Source organism: Streptomyces mirabilis, from assembly GCF_039503195.1.
GTDB classification, from domain to species: domain Bacteria; phylum Actinomycetota; class Actinomycetes; order Streptomycetales; family Streptomycetaceae; genus Streptomyces; species Streptomyces mirabilis_D.
The window spans coordinates 2,601,297-2,618,202 of sequence record NZ_JBCJKP010000001.1; the positions used below are offsets into that span (position 1 = coordinate 2,601,297).

General features: G+C 71.4%; 15 protein-coding genes. 10 read left to right on the top strand and 5 right to left on the bottom strand.

Features of this window, described 5'->3' with window-relative positions; all coding sequences use genetic code 11:
- Window positions 1-7: 7 nt before the first annotated feature.
- The 3 genes from hmgA to AAFF41_RS12445 are packed head-to-tail and all read left to right on the top strand — an operon-like array spanning window position 8 to window position 3,358.
- A complete protein-coding gene (gene hmgA, locus AAFF41_RS12435; protein WP_343323960.1) occupies window positions 8-1,348 on the top strand; it encodes a homogentisate 1,2-dioxygenase in 1,341 nt (446 codons plus the stop codon).
- Window positions 1,349-1,376: 28 nt separating this feature from the next.
- Window positions 1,377-2,126, top strand: a complete 750-nt coding sequence (locus AAFF41_RS12440; RefSeq protein WP_319744740.1) for a GntR family transcriptional regulator — start codon at window positions 1,377-1,379, stop codon at window positions 2,124-2,126.
- Window positions 2,127-2,167: 41 nt separating this feature from the next.
- Window positions 2,168-3,358 (top strand): type ISP restriction/modification enzyme, encoded by a 1,191-nt coding sequence (locus AAFF41_RS12445; protein ID WP_343326283.1) that lies wholly within the window; start codon window positions 2,168-2,170, stop codon window positions 3,356-3,358.
- Window positions 3,359-3,385: 27 nt separating this feature from the next.
- Here AAFF41_RS12445 and AAFF41_RS12450 read toward each other — a convergent pair whose 3' ends face one another.
- A complete protein-coding gene (locus tag AAFF41_RS12450; protein ID WP_343323961.1) occupies window positions 3,386-4,099 on the bottom strand; it encodes a TetR/AcrR family transcriptional regulator in 714 nt (237 codons plus the stop codon).
- Between the two features lie 64 nt (window positions 4,100-4,163).
- Between AAFF41_RS12450 and AAFF41_RS12455 the strand changes: the two genes are divergently transcribed.
- Window positions 4,164-5,132, top strand: a complete 969-nt coding sequence (locus AAFF41_RS12455; protein ID WP_343323962.1) for an ATP-binding cassette domain-containing protein — start codon at window positions 4,164-4,166, stop codon at window positions 5,130-5,132.
- A complete protein-coding gene (locus AAFF41_RS12460) occupies window positions 5,129-5,911 on the top strand; it encodes an ABC transporter permease (protein WP_319744733.1) in 783 nt (260 codons plus the stop codon). Before AAFF41_RS12455 ends, AAFF41_RS12460 begins: the two co-directional genes overlap by 4 nt.
- 247 nt (window positions 5,912-6,158) lie before the next feature.
- Here the strand turns inward: AAFF41_RS12460 and AAFF41_RS12465 are convergent, their stop codons facing one another.
- The 3 genes from AAFF41_RS12465 to AAFF41_RS12475 form a co-directional block, all read right to left on the bottom strand.
- Entirely contained in the window at window positions 6,159-6,428 is a 270-nt protein-coding gene (locus tag AAFF41_RS12465; protein WP_054231078.1) for a hypothetical protein, read from the bottom strand.
- Between the two features lie 115 nt (window positions 6,429-6,543).
- Complete coding sequence (locus AAFF41_RS12470; protein ID WP_319744731.1) at window positions 6,544-7,368, bottom strand: anti-sigma factor; 825 nt, start codon at window positions 7,366-7,368, stop codon at window positions 6,544-6,546.
- A gap of 250 nt (window positions 7,369-7,618) precedes the next feature.
- Complete coding sequence (locus AAFF41_RS12475) at window positions 7,619-8,161, bottom strand: sigma-70 family RNA polymerase sigma factor (protein WP_054231075.1); 543 nt, start codon at window positions 8,159-8,161, stop codon at window positions 7,619-7,621.
- A 273-nt stretch (window positions 8,162-8,434) separates the two neighbouring features.
- Here AAFF41_RS12475 and AAFF41_RS12480 point away from each other — a divergent pair, with 273 nt between their 5' ends.
- From AAFF41_RS12480 to AAFF41_RS12495, 4 genes are all read left to right on the top strand, one after another.
- Window positions 8,435-9,958: a DUF4331 domain-containing protein gene (locus AAFF41_RS12480; protein ID WP_319744726.1), complete on the top strand. Its 1,524-nt coding sequence runs from the start codon at window positions 8,435-8,437 to the stop codon at window positions 9,956-9,958.
- Between the two features lie 145 nt (window positions 9,959-10,103).
- Complete coding sequence (locus AAFF41_RS12485) at window positions 10,104-11,681, top strand: tetratricopeptide repeat protein (RefSeq protein ID WP_343323963.1); 1,578 nt, start codon at window positions 10,104-10,106, stop codon at window positions 11,679-11,681.
- A complete protein-coding gene (locus AAFF41_RS12490; protein WP_343323964.1) occupies window positions 11,678-13,474 on the top strand; it encodes an urease accessory protein UreH domain-containing protein in 1,797 nt (598 codons plus the stop codon). Before AAFF41_RS12485 ends, AAFF41_RS12490 begins: the two co-directional genes overlap by 4 nt.
- An 84-nt stretch (window positions 13,475-13,558) precedes the next feature.
- Complete coding sequence (locus AAFF41_RS12495) at window positions 13,559-15,214, top strand: serine/threonine-protein kinase (RefSeq protein WP_343323965.1); 1,656 nt, start codon at window positions 13,559-13,561, stop codon at window positions 15,212-15,214.
- Between the two features lie 7 nt (window positions 15,215-15,221).
- Here AAFF41_RS12495 and AAFF41_RS12500 read toward each other — a convergent pair whose 3' ends face one another.
- Window positions 15,222-16,028, bottom strand: coding sequence for an SGNH/GDSL hydrolase family protein (locus tag AAFF41_RS12500; RefSeq protein ID WP_343323966.1), 807 nt, complete (start codon window positions 16,026-16,028; stop codon window positions 15,222-15,224).
- Window positions 16,029-16,341: 313 nt separating this feature from the next.
- Between AAFF41_RS12500 and AAFF41_RS12505 the strand changes: the two genes are divergently transcribed.
- On the top strand, window positions 16,342-16,857 hold the full coding sequence (locus tag AAFF41_RS12505; protein ID WP_415925823.1) for a hypothetical protein: 516 nt from the start codon (window positions 16,342-16,344) through the stop codon (window positions 16,855-16,857).
- Window positions 16,858-16,906 lie beyond the last annotated feature (49 nt).

Sequence of the window (16,906 nt, forward strand, 5' to 3'; positions counted from 1 at the left end):
AGCGATCATGAGCGGGGACGCGAGGAAGACGGCCGAGGGGCTGACCTACCTCACCGGATTCGGCAACGAACACAGCTCGGAGGCGCTCCCCGGGGCGCTGCCGCACGGCCGCAACGCGCCCCAGCGCGCCCCTCTCGGGCTGTACGCGGAGCAGCTGAGCGGCACGGCGTTCACGGAGCCGAGGGCGCACAACCGGCGTTCGTGGCTGTACCGGATCCGTCCGTCGGCCGCGCACCCGGCGTTCACGCGCAGGGACAACGGGGCGCTGCGCTCGGCGCCCTTCACGGAGACCGAGCCCGACCCGAACCGGCTGCGCTGGAACCCGCTGCCGGAGCCGGCGCGGGGCACCGACTTCCTCGCGGGCCTGTGGACGCTGGGCGGCAACGGCGACGCGACCCAGCGCACCGGCATGGCCGTGCACCTGTATCACGCCGACTCCTCGATGGACCGCGTCTTCAGTGACGCCGACGGGGAGCTGCTGATCGTGCCGGAGCGGGGCGGGCTGCTGCTGCGGACGGAGTTCGGGCTGCTGCACGTGGAGCCGGGCGGAGTGGCGCTGATTCCCCGCGGGGTCCGCTTCCGGGTGGAGCTGCTGGACGCCACGTCCGACGGCGGGCAGGGCCCGACGGCCCGCGGCTATGTGTGCGAGAACTACGGGGCGCCCTTCCAGCTGCCCGACCTCGGCCCGATCGGCGCCAACGGACTCGCCAACGCGCGGGACTTCCTCGCTCCCGTCGCCGCGTACGAGGATGTCGAGGGCCCGGTGGAGGTGGTCAACAAGTTCTGCGGCAACCTCTGGACGGCGACGTACGACCACTCGCCGCTGGATGTCGTCGCCTGGCACGGCAACCATGTGCCCTACGTCTACGACCTGCGCCGTTTCAATGTGATCGGCACGATCAGCTACGACCACCCGGATCCGTCGATCTTCACGGTGCTGACCTCGCCGAGCGACACCCCGGGCCTCGCCGGGGTCGACTTCGTGGTGTTCGCGCCGCGCTGGCTGGTGGGCGAGGACACCTTCCGGCCGCCGTACTTCCACCGGAACGTGATGAGCGAGTACATGGGGCTCATCGAGGGGGCGTACGACGCGAAGGCGGAGGGCTTCGTTCCGGGGGGCGGTTCGCTGCACAACATGATGTCGGCGCACGGGCCGGACCGGGAGACCTTCGACCGGGCGTCCGCCGCCGAGCTGCGGCCGCAGAAGATCGACGACGGGCTGGCGTTCATGTTCGAGACCCGGTGGCCGGTGACCGCCACCGCGCAGGCGGCGCACGCGGAGCATCTGCAGCGCGGGTACGACGACGTGTGGCAGGGCCTCCAGCGGCACTTCGGCCCGTTGCACTGAGCGTCGGCGACCGGTACGGATATCCCTCGTGACCTCCTTCGCCCCGGACTCGATCGTCCTGAACCGCAAACTCCCGCTCTGGTACCAGGTGTCGCAGTCCCTGCGTGCCTCGATACTCGGGCGCTCGCCCCAGGAACCGCTGCGCCTGCCGACCGAGGAGCGGTTGGCCGGCCACTACGGGGTGAGTGTGCTCACCATGCGGCAGGCGCTGAAGGAGCTGGAGGACGAGGGACTGATCACCCGCCATCGGCGGCGGGGCACGTTCATCGAGCCGAGCGCGCAACGGGGCGCTCCGGTGCGCTTGCTGGGCTCGGTGGACACGATCGTCGCGCAGCAGTCGGGCATGACGACCGAGCTGCTGGACCACGGGAGCGTGCCGGTGCCGGCCGAACTCACCGAGTACTTCCCGGATCTGGCCGAGGTGGGGACGTACCACCGGCTGCGCGGCGACGAGAAGACCGGTGAGCCGACGAACCACGCGCGCAACTACGTGCGTCCCGAACTGGCCGCGCGGATCGACCCGCAGGACCTGGTGCGCTGGCCCATGACCAAGGTGCTGCGGGACGTGGTGGGCGTGCGCATCAGCCGGATCACCGACACGGTGGAGGCGCGGCTCGCGGATCCGGAGACGGCCCGGCTGCTCCAGGTGCCGTTGCTCAGCCCGATCCTGCACTACACGGGCATCGTGCACGGCGAGGACGGCCGCGCCCTGGACGTGGCCCGCATCCACTACCGCGGTGACCGCTTCTCCTTCACCGTCACCCTCGACGCCCACTGACGATGGCGTACGAGACCGGCACGCGGCGCCCGCGTCGTACGATGCCGGGCGTGACGCACGACGACGCTCCGCTGCTCGCGGACCTCATGCCGTGGTCCGTCGCACCGCCGAGGCTGGGCCGGGGGTGGCCGACGGCGCCCGACGCGGCGGCCCTGAAGGCGCGCTGGGACACGTTGATGAAGGCCGAGGGGTCGGGCCGCGAGGCGCTGTTCGGCCCGACGCGCTCGCGCACCACGCGCTCGGCCGTCGGACAGCTGCCGGGGCAGTCCAGCGGGACGGCCCGGCTGGAGCGCGAGTCGGGGCCCTGTCCGGAGCCGGTCCGCGTCCTGCACGGCCCCTTCGACGAGCAGTGGCTGATCCCGGACCACCGGCTGATCGACGCGGCGCGCCCCGAGTTGTGGCGGGTGGCCGACGAGCGGCAGGTGTTCGTGATGGAGCAGACGGCGATGCCGGACACGTCGGGTCCGGTGCTGCTGGTCGCGTCCGTGCTGCCGCTGAGCGCGGGTCGCGGCGGCCGTGTCCGCCCCCTGCACCGGCGCCCCGGGGGCCGCGAACCGAATCTGGCGCCCGGCCTGCTGGAGCACCTCGGCACCCGCCTCGGGCACTCCCCCGACCCCGTCGACGTCCTCGCCTGGACGGTCGCGGTCGCGCGGTCGGGCCGTGCCGGATGCGCCGTCCCGCTCACCGCGGACCCGCGGGCGTGGGCGCACGGCGTCGGGTTGGGGCGCCGGATGCTGTGGCTGATGCGCCGCGACGGCGAGCGCCCCAAGCTCCCCGGGGGCCGCCGCCCCTACGTCCGCGCCCCGCTCCCGTCGCGCCCCGTCGACGTGCGCTACGACCGCGACGAGGAGGCCCTCCTCCTCGACGAGGGCCGTATCTCGCCGGTGCCGCCGGAGGCCTGGGACTTCGAGGTGGGCGGAGTGCGCGTCCTGGAGCAGTGGTTCGCGGCCAGGACCGAGCCGGCGGAACCACCCGAGCCGGGCACCTTGGAGGCGATCCGGACGGTCGGCTGGCCGCAGGCCTGGACGTCGGAGCTGCTGGAACTCGTCACGGTGCTGACACTGCTCGAGGAACTCCGCCCCCAGCTGGCGGAGTTGACGATCGGTGCGCCGATCACGCGGACCGAGCTGCGCGAGGCGGGTGTCCTGCCGGTTCCGGAGGCGGCGCACCGGCCCGCGTCCGTCCTCGATCATCACGAAGAGGGCCCAGAAGGACAGTTCGCGCTCATCTGACCGCGTAGGTCCGACAGCCCCGTAGATCTAACCCTTCGGTTCGAACGCGTCCAGCACCCGTCCCAGCGCCCGCTCGAACACCGCCTCCAGGTCGATCGGGCCCGCGTCCTGCGTGAAGGCGGCCGCCATCCGCGGATACGCGCCGGTCGCGATCCGGCTGCCGAGGTAGGCGATCCGCATCGCCTGCTCCTGTTCCGCGGACCAGGGCAGCGAGCGGGTGCGCTCGGCGGTGGCCAGTTCGTTGCCGACGTAGGTCGTCACCACGCCGTTGAGCATCGCGATCAGCTCCATCTTCGTGCCGTACGACGCGTCCAGCGGGTCGAGGCAGACGAGACAGTGCTCCAGGTAGCGCAGGGCGTTGGGGCTGAAGCCGTAGACCGGGGACATCAGGCGCGGCAGCCACGGGTGGCGGTGCATGAGGGCACGCGTCTGATGGGCTACCCGGAGCATGTCGGCGCGCCAGTCGCCCGTCGGCTCCCAGGAGTCGTGCTCACCGCTGATGGCGTCGACCATCAGCTCGTACAGGTCCTCCTTGCGCGGGACGTAGTTGTACAGCGACATCGTGCCGCAGCCCAGCTCGGTGGCCACATGCCGCATCGAGACCCCTTCGAGCCCGTCCGCGTCCGCGATCCGCACCGCGGCGGCCGCGATGTCCGCCCGGCTGTGGGCCGCCCGCGGACCACGGCCCGCGCGCTCGGGGCGGGCCCAGATCACTTCGGGTACGGCACTGCGCCCTGTCATGTCGTCGATCACCTCTCCACCATCCTAGTTACGTACAGCGTACGTAGTGCGCTATGGTCACCTCATGACAACTACGTACGCCGTACTTAGTGAAGGTCTGGAGAAGAGCTTCAGGACCAAGGGGGAGGTCGTCCACGCGGTGCGCGGGCTTGATCTCGCGGTGACCGAGGGCACCGTCTGCGGGGTGCTCGGACCGAACGGCGCGGGCAAGACCACGGCGGTGCGCCTGCTCACCACGCTGCTGCGGCCCGACGCGGGGTCCGCGCGGGTCGCCGGGCACGACCTCGTACGGGAGGCGGCCGCGGTGCGCGGCGCCATCGGGGTCACCGGGCAGTACGCCTCCGTCGACGGCGACCTCACCGGCCGGGAGAACCTGCGGCTGTTCGCGCGGCTGCACCGGATGCGGGACACCGCCACACGCGCCGGTGAACTCCTCGAACGCCTCGGGCTCGCCGAGGCCGCCGACCGGCCCGCCTCCACCTACTCGGGCGGTATGCGGCGCCGCCTCGACCTCGCGGCGAGCCTGATCCGCCGCCCCGAGGTGCTCTTCCTCGACGAACCCACCACCGGGCTCGACCCGGCCAGCCGCAACCAGATCTGGGAGGCCGTGCGCGCCCTGCGGGACGAGGGCACGACCGTGCTGCTGACCACGCAGTACCTGGAGGAGGCCGACCGGCTCGCCGACGACATCGCACTCGTGGACCACGGCCGGGTCGCGCACACCGGATCGCCCGCCGAACTCAAGGCGCTCATCGGCTCGTACGCGGAGGTCGTCGTCGCCCACGCCGACGCGATGCCCGGCGCGGCGGCCGTCCTCGACCGGCTCACCGGCTCCGAACCGGCGTTCGCCCCGGAGCGGCACGCGGTCGGGGCGGTGACCACCGATCCGACCCTGACCCTGCCCCGGCTCGTCCGTGAACTCGACGCCGCGGGGGTGCCACTGCTCGACGCGAGCCTGCGTCCGCCGACGCTCGACGACGTCTTCCTGCGCCTCACCGGAGGCCGCGCCGTCCACAAGGAGCTTGTGACATGAGCACGTTGGCGTACGACGGGACCGCGATGCTGGGGCGGCACCTGCGGCGGATCCGGCACAATCCCGGGCTGCTGATCCTCACCCAGTCCATGCCGATCACGATGCTGCTGTTCTTCGGATACGTCTTCGGCAGTGCCCTCGCGACACCCGGACAGGAGTACCGTGCCTTCCTGCTGCCGGGACTGCTGGTGGCGACCGCCGCCAACGGAATCATGACCGGCATGTTCCAGGCCGCCCAGGACTCGCACCGGGGCGTGATGGACCGCTTCCGCACCCTGCCGATGAGCCGGGCCGCCGTGCCGCTCGGACAGGCGCTCGCGGACCTCGTGGTCACCGCCGTGGGCACAGTGCCGCTGATGCTGGTCGGGCTGGCCGTGGGCTGGCGGATCGAGGGGTCGGCGCTCCGGGCGGTGGCCGGCGTCGGACTCCTGCTGCTCTTCCGGTTCGCGACGACATGGATCGGCATCGTGCTGGGCCTCGCCTCACAGAGCGAGGAGGCGGCCGGTCAACTGGGCGGCGCGACGTTCATCCTGCCGCTGCTGTCGAACGCGTACATCCCCACCGACAACCTGCCCGGCTGGCTGCGCACGGTGGCCGAGTGGAATCCGATCAGCGCGGTGACCACAGCACTGCGGGACCTCTTCGGGAACGCTCCGGTGCCGGACGAGGGGGCCTGGCCGGTGACGCATCCGGTGGCCGGGGCGCTGACCTGGTGCGCCGCCCTTCTCGCGGTGTTCGTGCCGCTCGCCGTGTGCCGGTACGCGACCGGCGAGCGGTGAGACCCGACGGAGCCTCGGACACCTGCGGTTGACCACGACCCAGGGCCGGGAGGAGGGGAGACGGAGACCGCCGCGCCCCGCCGGGCGGGAAGGAGGCGCACAAAAAGACGAAGGGGGGTGCACCCGCGCTCCGGGAACACACCGGGGCGGCGCTGCGTGCCGTGGGGACGACGGGCGGCGAGAACGCAGCGCTTACGCCGGGGCGGTGTGGTCGCCCGAGCGCGGGTTCGAGTACCGCGCGACCGTACTAGTGGCCGCCGAACAGCGAACGACGCAGCCGCTTCAGAGGGGCGAAGAGCGAGACCCGCCGTACGCGCGCGCCCCTCCCACTGCTGTCGTGCGCGGTGTCACGCGCGGTGAGCTCACGCATCAGCGAGGTCGCCTCGGCCGTCTCGCGCTGCGGGACGGCAGGGCCGCCCAGCACCGCCAGGTGGCGGTCGAGGCGCGAACTGGTCGCGCTGCTCCCGCAGGTGATCGCAGGGACACGTGCCCTGCTGCGCACTGTTATCTGTTCCATGTCTCTCCCCACCCGTACGAGTCCACCCGGCCCGGGCAGGCTAACCCTATCGCTCCCTCGTGGCACTCGTGTATCGCGGTGGCAGGATTCACCTTCCTCGTAAGGGTGTTGACAGTTACTCTCCGAATCCGACCGATTTCAGGGCGAGTTGCGCAACTGGCCTGGTGGAGGGCTGTACCGAGCCCCCCTGCGGCTCGACGGTGACAGCCAGTGACGTGGCGTTGGTGTTCAGTCCGTCGGCAATCAAGGGCGTGTCGCCCTCGAAGAGCCCGAGGGAGCGCGGTTGCACGTTGGGGCGCATGAGCCACAGCTGGTGCACGCGCCCCCCTGACGGAGCGGCAAGTCCGCTCAAGGTCACGACGGCGCGCCGCTCCGACGCGGAGGCGACCACTCCGATTCCACGGCCCTGTGCATCCCGGTCGCTCGTCGCCCGGGCGTCGGGGGCCGCCAGAACGTGGGCGATCTCACGTGCCTGGGCCCGCTCCTGGTCCAACTTGTCCTGAGTCTGTGTCGCCTGCACGGCGAAGAGGGACGCCACGACGAGTGCCGCGGCGGCGGTGGCGGTGGAGAGCGGGGCGAGCAGGGACCTGAAGCGCGGGGTCCGGTCGCGCGCGGGCCCGTGCGCCGCGCGCCCACGGGGCACGCCGCTCGGCAACGCCTGCGACGGGTGGGCGGGATGCGACGGGTCCGGCGCCTCTTGAGGAGTCGTCCGTACGGCGGTCAGGACCCGTTCGCGCAGGGCGGCCGGTGCGGGTGCCGCGGTGGACCAGGCGAGCCGCACCGCGTCCTCGCCCAGCTCCCGCACCTCGGCCGCGCACCGGGGGCAGCCCCGCAGATGACGCTCGAAGCGGCGCCGTTCGTCGGGTTCCAGCGCGTCGAGGGCGTAGGGGGCGGCGAGCGAGTGCAGATCGCGGCGCAGCAGACGGTCGAGGACGCTCATACGACGCCTCCCTGGGGGTGCGGGGCGCGGCTGGGCAGTTCCAGGGCGCGGATACGGGGGTGTCGGGATCCGGGGGGAAGGCGCCGCGGGTGGGGAGCACGGCCCTGGCGGGCGAACTCCGGGTCCGGCGCGGCAGGCCGGCAGATGAACTCTTGATCCGGCGCGGCAGGTTGACGGTCGAACTCTTGAGCCCGCGCGGCAGGTTGACGGACCGGCACCCCGACCCCGTGGCGCGGTGTCCGACGCGCGCTCATGCCGCACCTCCCAGGCAGTGGCGCAACCGCGTCAGTCCGTCGCGCATACGTGTCTTGACCGTGCCGAGCGGCAGGGAGAGGCGTTCGGCGACTTCGCGATAGGTGTAGCCGTCGTAGTAGGCGAGGGTGACGGACTGCCGTTGCAGAGTGGTCAGCCGCTCCAGGCAGCGGCGCACCCACTCGCGTTCGAGCCCGGCCTCCACCTCCTCGGCGACCTGGTCGAAGGCGGGATGATGGGCGCGCTGCCCCTCGCGCTGCTCGCGTTCGGTGGCCGCGCGGGCGCTGCGGACCCGGTCGACGGCCCGGCGGTGCGCGAGGGTGAGGATCCAGGACAGGGCGCTGCCCCGGCCGGGGTCGAACCGTGCGGCGGAACGCCAGAGTTCGAGCAACACCTCCTGAGCCACCTCCTCCGACTGGGCCACGTCCCGCACCACACGGCGTACGAGCCCGAACACGGGCCCGGACACCTGCCCGTACAGCTCCTCGAATGCCTTCTGGTCGCCTCCGGCCACGAGCACCAGAAGTTCGTCCGCCTCCACTCGTCCCCCCTCTCCGGCCGCGCGCGGCCTGTCCCTGCACCTACATGTTCGCAGCGCGAGCGCCTCCGGATGGGTTACGGATCACGGCGGTCAAAACGCGGGTCGGTGGCCAAAGAGTGATGAGGGGTCTCTGAGAGCGCCGTGAAAGAAACCGGCCCGTCGATGAAACGAGCCGCGAAACCCGCCGTAAGAACGATTGGGATTCGACCAATCCACCCCGGCGACCGCTCCGAATGGCGTGCGTCAGGCAATTGGGATCTGAGGACGGACGGCATGACACCTATCTCCAGGAGTGGCTTGGGACGCAGGAGTCTCGCGACCCTCGTCTGCGGTGCGCTGGCTGCCGGGGGGCTCGTAGCCGCCGGCGTAGCCGCGCTGGACCCCGGGGCGGCCTCCGCCTCCAGTCACCGGGAGGCCCCGCTCATCTCGGGCACTCCCCAGTACGACAACACCGACCTGTACGCCTTCGTCAGCCCGGACAAGCCGGACACGACGACGGTCATCGCGAACTTCATACCCTTCGAGGAGCCGGCCGGCGGGCCGAACTTCTACACGTTCGCCGACGACGCCCAGTACGACATCCACATCGACAACAACGGTGACGCGCAGAGCGAGCTGGTGTACCGGTACACCTTCAAGACGCACCGCAAGAACGGCGACACGTTCCTCTACAACACGGGCCCGGTCAACAGCCTCGACGACCCGGACCTGAACATCACGCAGACCTACGACATCGACCTGCTGCGGCTGCACAACCAGAAGCTGGTCTCCAAGACGAAGGTCGCGGACGACATCCCGGTCGCGCCGTCGAACGTCGGCAAGGCCTCGATGCCCGACTACACGAAGCTCCGCAACCAGGCCGTGTACAAGCTCGCGGGCGACTCGACGACCTTCGCCGGCCAGGCGGACGACCCCTTCTTCGCCGATCTGCGGGTCTTCGACCTGCTGTACGGCGGCAACCTGTCCGAGGTCGGGCGGGACACGCTCAAGGGCTACAACGTCAACACGCTGGCCCTGCAGGTGCCCAACTACATGATCCAGGAGTCGTCGAAGCAGCCGATCGTCGGCATCTGGTCCACCGTCCAGCGCAAGGACGCCCGCGGCTACTACACCCAGGTCTCGCGCCTGGGCAGCCCGCTGGTCAACGAGGTCGTCAACCCGCAGAAGGACAAGGACAAGTTCAACGCGTCCTCACCCTGGGACGACGCGCAGTTCCTGAAGAACGTGACCAACCCGGAGCTGCCCAAGCTCATCGAGGCGATCTACAAGATCAAGGCGCCCGCAGAGCCGCGCAACGACCTGGTCGACGTGTTCCTGAAGGGCGTGAAGGGCCTCAACCAGCCGCCCAAGGTCCGCCCGGCGGAGGAGCTGCGGCTCAACACCTCGATCAAGCCCAGCATGCACCCCAAGCGGCTCGGTGTGCTCGACGGCGACAACGCGGGCTTCCCGAACGGGCGTCGGCTCGCCGACGACGTGATCGATGCCTCGCTGCGGGTCGTCGAGGGTGAACTCCTCGGCCAGAAGACCGGTCTGTCGGACTCGGTCGACAAGAACGACAAGAGCTTCGAGAAGTCGTTCCCCTACGTGGCCGAGCCCACCTCGGGTTCGCGCGGACCGCTGGCGAAGGGCAACGGAAGCAACGTCAAGAACCAGCTGGGTGACGCCCTGCAGACGGGCTCCGGCAGCACGAACATCATGCTGATCGCGGGCTCCGCGGCGGCGGGCGTGGCCGGGGTCCTGCTGATCGGCGCCGGCGTCATGTGGTGGCGCCGCCGCATGTACAACCGGGCCTACTGACCGGCCCTGGCGACCCGACCGGGCCCGTTTGACCGGGCCCGGTCCACCGACTGGCGCGGCCCGCACCCCACCACCCCCCACACCGCGGGCCGCGCCGCCCCACCCCCACGACGACCGTTCACCCCAAGGACTTTGAGGAGAGGGCATGTCCCCGCGTACGAACGAGAGCGCGCCGGAGGGCGAGCCCGACGAGGTGACGACGGCCGGCCCACAGCCTGCGCACGACGCTTCCGAGCCCGAGCCCGAGCCCGAAGCCGAGCTGCCGGTGGCCGAGGATCACTTGCCCGAAGCCGAAGCCGAGCCGCCCGTGCTCGAAGACCCCGTGCCCGTGGTGGAGGAACAGCCGCCCGTGGCCGACGAACGCGTCGCCGCCGTCCGCCGGGTGTCCGCCTCGACACGTCGCTGGAGGGCGGCCCAACTCGGACTCTGCGCGGCCTCGTTGGCTCTCGCTCTCACCGCCGGGGCCGTGATCGTCGGGGCCCTGCGGGACGGCTCGGGGACCGCGGTCGCCGCCACGACCGGCGCCGTGTCACCGGAGTTGCTGGCCGGCGGGGACCTCGACGCCAGCATCACCTCGCTGCAGGCCCATCTCCGCACCCAGCCCAAGGACTTCGACAGCTGGGCCACCCTCGGACTCGCGTACGTCGAACAGGCCCGCACCAAGGGCGACCCCTCCCGCTACCCCCAGGCTCAGCAGGCACTGGACCGCTCCCTGAAGCTGCGTCCCGACAACGAGTCGGCGCTCGCCGGCCGCGCCGCCCTCGCCGCGGCGCGGCACGACTTCACCGGCGCCCTGACCTACGCGGACAAGGTGCTGAAGGAGAACCCGTACAGCGAGCGTGCCCTCTCCTCCCGTATCGACGCGCTCGTCGAACTCGGCCGCTACGCCGACGCCTCGAAGGCCGCCGACCTGGCCGACTCGCGCCGACCTGGCGTCCCCGTCTTCACCCGGTACGCCTACGTCCACGAGCTGCGCGGCGATGTGAAGACCGCCCGCCGCGTCCTTCAGCAGGCGCTCGACACGGCGACGAGCCGGGGCGACGTCTCCTACGTGGCGGCGGCGCTCGGCCAACTCGCGTGGAACCAGGGCGACTACGACTCGGCGCTGACGTACTACGCCCGAGCCCTGACCGCCGACGACAGCTACCTCCCCGCCCTCGAGGGCCGCGCCCGCACCCAGGCCGCGAAGGGCGACCAGGCGGCGGCGATCAAGGGCATGGAACAGGTCGTGGAGCGCTATCCGCTCCCCCAACCACTCGTAGAACTGGGCGAGTTGTACGAGGCGCGCGGCCGGGCCGGCGACGCGCAGAAGGCCCGCGACCAGTACGCCCTGGTGACCGCCTGGGTCTCGCTGGCCCACTCCTACGGTGTCAACGCCGACCTGGACACCGCCCTCGCCGCCGCCGACCACGGCAACCGGGGGGACGCGCTCAAGGCGGCCCGCGCCGAGTGGGCCCGCCGCCACACCGTGCACACGGCGGACGCCCTCGCCTGGGCGCTGCACGTCAACGGCCGCGACAAGGAAGCTCTGCCGTACGCCCGCCAGGCCACGGCCACCGGCTACCGCAACGCGTCCTTCCTCTACCACCGCGGCATGATCGAGCGCGCCACCGGTCACGAGAAGGAGGCCCGCGCCTCGTTGAAGTCGGCCCTCGACCTGAACGCGGGCTTCTCACCCCTGGGTGCCCGAGCGGCTCGCAAGGCCCTGGGGGAGGGCAGGTGAGGCCCCCTCGAACCCGCGGCCCGCGGGCGAAGTCCCCGCAGGGGAGGTCGCGTCGGCTGTTCGCCTCCTGCGCGGCCGTCCTCACCGCCGCCTGCGCCCTCGTCCTCGTCCCCACCGGGGCCGCGAGCGCGCATCCGCTGGGCAACTTCACCGTCAACCGGTACGACGGCCTCGTCGCCGCCCCCGGGCAGCTGCGCGTCGACCACGTCGAGGACCTCGCCGAGATCCCGGCCACCCAGGCCAAGCCCGACCTCGAGAAGCTCGGTATGACCGACTGGGCGCGGCAGCGCTGCGAGACGGCCGCGAACGGCAGCAAGGTCACCGTCGACGGACATCCCGCCGCGCTCTCCGTCGCCACGAGCCGGGCGAAGCTGCGCCCCGGACAGGCCGGGCTCAACACCCTGCGTGTGGAGTGCAGGTTGACGGCGGCGCTGCCCAAGCAGGACACGGTCTCACTCGGCTTCCACAGCGCCGGTGCCGACCGGGGACCCGGCTGGCGCGAGATCACCGCGCGCGGCGACCGGATGACGCTCACCGCCTCGGACGTACCGACCAAGTCGGTCTCGCACGAACTGACCGGTTACCCCAAGGCACTGCTCTCCTCCCCCGCCGACACCGCGACCGCGTCCCTGCGGATTCGCCCCGGCGGCCCCGCGCTCGTCGAGGAGCGGTCGCAGGCCCCCGGCGCCTCCGTACTGCCCCGGGGCGCCGACCGCTGGACCGAGGCGCTGAACAACCTGGTGGCCCGCCATCACCTCACCGTCGGCTTCGCCGCGCTGGCCCTGCTCATCTCCGTGTTCCTGGGCGCGATGCACGCGCTCGCGCCCGGTCACGGCAAGACCCTGATGGCCGCGACGGCCGCGGCGCGCGGCGGCAAGGCGGGGCTGCGGGACGTCATGCCGCTGGCCGCCTCCGTCACGGTCACCCACACCCTGGGCGTGGTCGCCCTCGGGCTCCTGGTGACGGCCGGTTCGGCCGCGGCGCCCTCCGTGATCGCGTGGCTCGGCATCGCCAGCGGCGTCCTGGTGACCTTCGCGGGTGCCACGCTCGTACGCCGGGCCTGGCGCAACCGGCCGCGGCGACCCGGACTTGAGCACGCGCACGACCACTCCCACGGACACGCGCACGACCACGCCCATGACCACCACGCGCACGGCCACGCTGACGAGCACGAGCACGAGCACGAGCGGGGCCACGAGCACGCGGAGGAGCGCGAACGCCCCCTGGTCCTCGCCCACGCCCCTGCTTCCGCGGCGACGACAGCGGCGGCAGCGGCGGACAGCAAGCCGCACACACGCGGGCACGAGCGCGGACATCCCCACGACCACGACCATGCCCATGACCACCACCACGACCACGCGCACCCCCACCCCCACGCGCACGAACCCGCCGTCTCCCCCACCCTCGAACACACCCACGGCGGCTTCACCCACACCCATGAGGTGGCCCCCACCCTCCGCGGGACGATCCTGCTCGGATTCGCCGGCGGCCTCGTGCCCAGCCCCTCCGCCGTGGTCGTCCTGGTGGGCGCGGCGGCGCTGGGACAGGCGTGGTTCGGCCTCCTTCTCGTCCTGGCGTACGGCGTCGGTCTCGCCCTGACGCTCACGGCGGCCGGGTTCGCCGTCGTCAAGCTGGGCGACGGGATGAACCGTGCGCTGGCGAAGCGTCCCCGGTGGGCCGGTGGACCGACCGCGGCCCTGATCCGCAGGACCGCTCCCCTGGGCTCGGCGTTGATCGTCGTCGCTCTTGGGGCTGGATTGGTGTTCAAGGGGGCGGCATCCGCACTCGGCTGAGCTACTTTTGGGGAGAAATCGCGCGAAGAGACATCGTGAAGAGACATCACGCGGATGCACAGCGGATACGAATGGGGGACACCCGTGTCCGAAGAGCCGGGCAGTGAACGTGTGATCGCGGGCCGCTATCGTCTCCTCTCCCCCTTGGGCGAGGGCGGTATGGGGACCGTGTGGCGCGCCCGTGACGAGGTGCTGCACCGCGAGGTCGCCGTCAAGGAGGTCCGCGCGCCCGCCGGGATCCCGGCGCACGACGTGGAGCGGATGTACGCCCGGCTGGAGCGCGAGGCGTGGGCCGCGGCCCGGGTCGCGAACCGCAACGTGGTGACGGTGTACGACGTGGCGACGCAGGACGGCCGCCCCTGGATCGTCATGGAACTCGTCCGTGGCATCGCCCTGTCCGACCTGCTGGACTCCGAGGGCCCGCAGTCGCCGCAGCGCGCCGCCGACATCGGCGCCGAGGTGCTCTCCGCCCTGCGGGCCGCGCACGAGGCGGGGGTGCTGCACCGCGATGTGAAGCCGGCCAACGTGCTGCTGTCGAACGAGGGCCGGGTCGTCCTCACGGACTTCGGTATCGCCACGGTCGAGGGCAGTTCGGCGCTGACGATGACGGGCGAGGTCATCGGTTCGCCCGAGTTCCTCGCCCCTGAGCGGGCGCTCGGTCGCACGCCCGGGCCCGAGTCCGACCTGTGGTCGCTCGGCGTCCTGTTGTACGCGACGGTCGAGGGCAACTCGCCCTTCCGTCACAACACCCCGCTGAGCACTCTGCGGGCCATCGTCGACGAGCCGCTGCCCCCGCCGCGCCGCGCGGGGCCGCTCGCGCCCGTGATCGAGGGTCTGCTGAGGAAGGACCCGGCCGAGCGGCTGAGCGCCGCGCAGGCGGAGAGCGATCTGCGGCTCGTCGCCGCGGGCGGCTTCCCGGCCGCGGGACCGCCGTCGCCGACGGCCCAGTCGCCGACGATCTCCTCGTTCTCCCAGCCCGCGCAGCAGCCGCCGGGATTCGGACCTCCCATGCAGCCGTCGCGGACCTCTCCGCAGGGACCGCAGCCGGGTTACACGCCGTATCCGCCGTACACCGACACCCCCACCTCCACCGAGCCCGTACGCAACCGGCGCGCGGCCGCCGCCGTGATCGCGGGCGTGATCGTGCTCGCGCTCGCGCTGGGCGGGCTGACGTACGCCTTGATGAACCGTGACAACGGCGGCGGGAGCAGCAACGACAGCAGCGGGAGTGGCACCAAGAGCGGTTCCAGTGGGGGGAGTTCGCCGTCCGCGAGCAGCAGCAGGGGCAACACGGCCGCACCGGGCGGCGCCACTGCCTCGGCCAGTCCGTCGAGCAGCGCTTCTGCGAGCTCGCCGCCGGCCCAGTCCGTGCAGGTGACGGTCGCGGGTGCGCACACCGACTACTCCGGTTCCTGCCCGCCGCCCCAGGCCCAGGCGCCGACCTTCACGGCGACCTTCACGGTGGGCCGGGTACCGGTGGACGTCCAGTACCGCTGGGTGCTGAAGACGGGCGAGGTGTCCGACCCGGGCTGGAAGACCCTGTCGTTCTCGTCGGACGGTGGCAGGACCAAACAGAAGTCGATCTTCTTGACGACGTACAACGCGAGCGGGATCTTCCAGAACGAGATCAGCGTGGAGGTGCGCAGTCCCGTCCGGACGACGTCCAACTCGGTGCCGTTCTCGGTGACGTGTGTGACGGAGACCCCGTCGGACGAGGCCTCCGCTTCCACGTCTCCGTGAGGGGCGGTCAGGCGGCCGAGGTGAAGACCGGCAGGTAGCCGCCGGAGTGGCCGGCCGCGGTGGGGTGGTACGACTCGGTGATGTCGAGCAGGTTCAGGCTGTGCAGCCAGGCGCTGCCTGAGCAGAGCTCGTGACCGGTGAAGGTGCTCCTGACGTCGCCGAAGGTGAAGCCGTGGTCGGCGGCGCGCTTGGCGATGGCGCTGTCCAGGTAGTCGGCGGCGCCGTTGATCGCGGCGCGCTTGGTGTCGGAGAGGCCGAGGCAGGTCGCGCCCAGTTTGTAGAACCTGGGGTAGCCGAGGACGACCACGTGGGCGGCGGGCGCCTTCGAGCTGATCGCGGAGTAGACGGAGTCGAGTTGGCCGGGGAGCGTGGAGTCGACGTAGGCCTTGGCGGTGGCGATGCGGGACAGGCAGCCGCTGTCGGACTGGAGCACACACGTCGTCATGACGTCCGCGAAGCCCGCGTCGTTGCCGCCGATGCTGAGGGAGACGAGGCCGGTCGAGGAACTGAGCGGGCCCAGCTGGTTCACCAGGACATCACCCGTACGGGCGCCCGAGCAGGCCGTGAAGTCGAACGACGAGGGTGAATGGGCGGCGGCCCAGAGGTAGGGGTACGCCTTCGTGCTGCGCAAGCAGTCGCCGCTGGAGCTGATGTAGCTTCCCGCGCCGACACCGGACGAGTAGGAGTCGCCGAGGGCCACATAGCCGGTGGCCGCGACGGTTCCGGACGCCTGCGCCGTCGCGGCCCCGGTGAGGGCGACGCCGACGGCGAGGAGGAGTGAGGTCACGTATGCCGTAATTCGGGAACGTCTCATGGAACCTCCCTTTAGCAGGATCTCTGCCACAACTGTCGTAGCAGCTACGCGTGTTGACAGGAAGTGTCCATGCCAAGACTTTTCGGACCCCGCGGCCCCTCACGCACCGCGATGACGGTCCGTCAACTCCGTGGAACCCACGCTTGGATAGCCGCTCCGCAACTGTGCGCCGATATTGGATGGCTCCGAAGATCGCCCCGCGGCGCCTCAACTCGCCCGCCCCACACCGCGGTTCCCCGGAGGCGGCCGACACCTCCGGGGAACACGTGGTGGACCCTCGCGCCGCATGTTTGAAGTCGACCAAGAAGGCCCCATGAGCGCCTACCGCATCTTGACGGCCCCCAGCCCGCTGCGCGACATTGAAGCCCGGCATCCGGCGCTTCAGGGGGCAAAGTCGCCCATGCAGACCATAGGCATCAAGTCACCTTCATCAGACAGTGACAAGCGGCCGGGACAGGATCCGGGGAGGGACCTGGTCCCGCTGCTCGCGGGCATGGCGGTGGCCGTCGCGGGGGTCGGCGCGGTACTCGCGCTCGCCGACGTGGACTCTTCCCTGCGCGGCCCGTTCACGCTCTTCTTCCTGCTCGCCGCACCAGGAGCCGCCATCGGGGCCGCGCTGCGCGGGCTGGATCCGTTCGCCCGCACGGTGGTGTCCGTCGCGGGAGCGATCGCCGTCGACCTCCTTGTCGCCCAGGGCATGCTGGCGGTGCACCGGTGGTCGGTCCATGGCGGGATCGTGGCCGTGACGGCGATCAGCTCTCTCGTTCTCTTCCTGGCGGCGACAAGACGACTGCGCAAGCGGATGGGGAAAATCCGTTCGAGTCGTTAGGTAACGGCCAAACCAACAAAAACGTGAGGCGTCGTTCCAGGCCTTGCCA

Excerpts from the sequence above, each read along its gene's own strand:
- AAFF41_RS12500 (WP_343323966.1), bottom strand. The coding sequence starts at position 16,028 with ATGAGACGTTCCCGAATTACGGCATACGTGACCTCACTCCTCCTCGCC.
- AAFF41_RS12450 (WP_343323961.1), bottom strand. The coding sequence starts at position 4,099 with ATGACAGGGCGCAGTGCCGTACCCGAAGTGATCTGGGCCCGCCCCGAG.
- AAFF41_RS12460 (WP_319744733.1), top strand. The coding sequence starts at position 5,129 with ATGAGCACGTTGGCGTACGACGGGACCGCGATGCTGGGGCGGCACCTG.
- AAFF41_RS12445 (WP_343326283.1), top strand. The coding sequence starts at position 2,168 with ATGCCGGGCGTGACGCACGACGACGCTCCGCTGCTCGCGGACCTCATG.
- AAFF41_RS12465 (WP_054231078.1), bottom strand. The coding sequence starts at position 6,428 with ATGGAACAGATAACAGTGCGCAGCAGGGCACGTGTCCCTGCGATCACC.
- AAFF41_RS12485 (WP_343323963.1), top strand. The coding sequence starts at position 10,104 with ATGTCCCCGCGTACGAACGAGAGCGCGCCGGAGGGCGAGCCCGACGAG.
- AAFF41_RS12455 (WP_343323962.1), top strand. The coding sequence starts at position 4,164 with ATGACAACTACGTACGCCGTACTTAGTGAAGGTCTGGAGAAGAGCTTC.
- hmgA (WP_343323960.1), top strand. The coding sequence starts at position 8 with ATGAGCGGGGACGCGAGGAAGACGGCCGAGGGGCTGACCTACCTCACC.
- AAFF41_RS12505 (WP_415925823.1), top strand. The coding sequence starts at position 16,342 with ATGAGCGCCTACCGCATCTTGACGGCCCCCAGCCCGCTGCGCGACATT.
- AAFF41_RS12480 (WP_319744726.1), top strand. The coding sequence starts at position 8,435 with ATGACACCTATCTCCAGGAGTGGCTTGGGACGCAGGAGTCTCGCGACC.
- AAFF41_RS12470 (WP_319744731.1), bottom strand. The coding sequence starts at position 7,368 with ATGAGCGTCCTCGACCGTCTGCTGCGCCGCGATCTGCACTCGCTCGCC.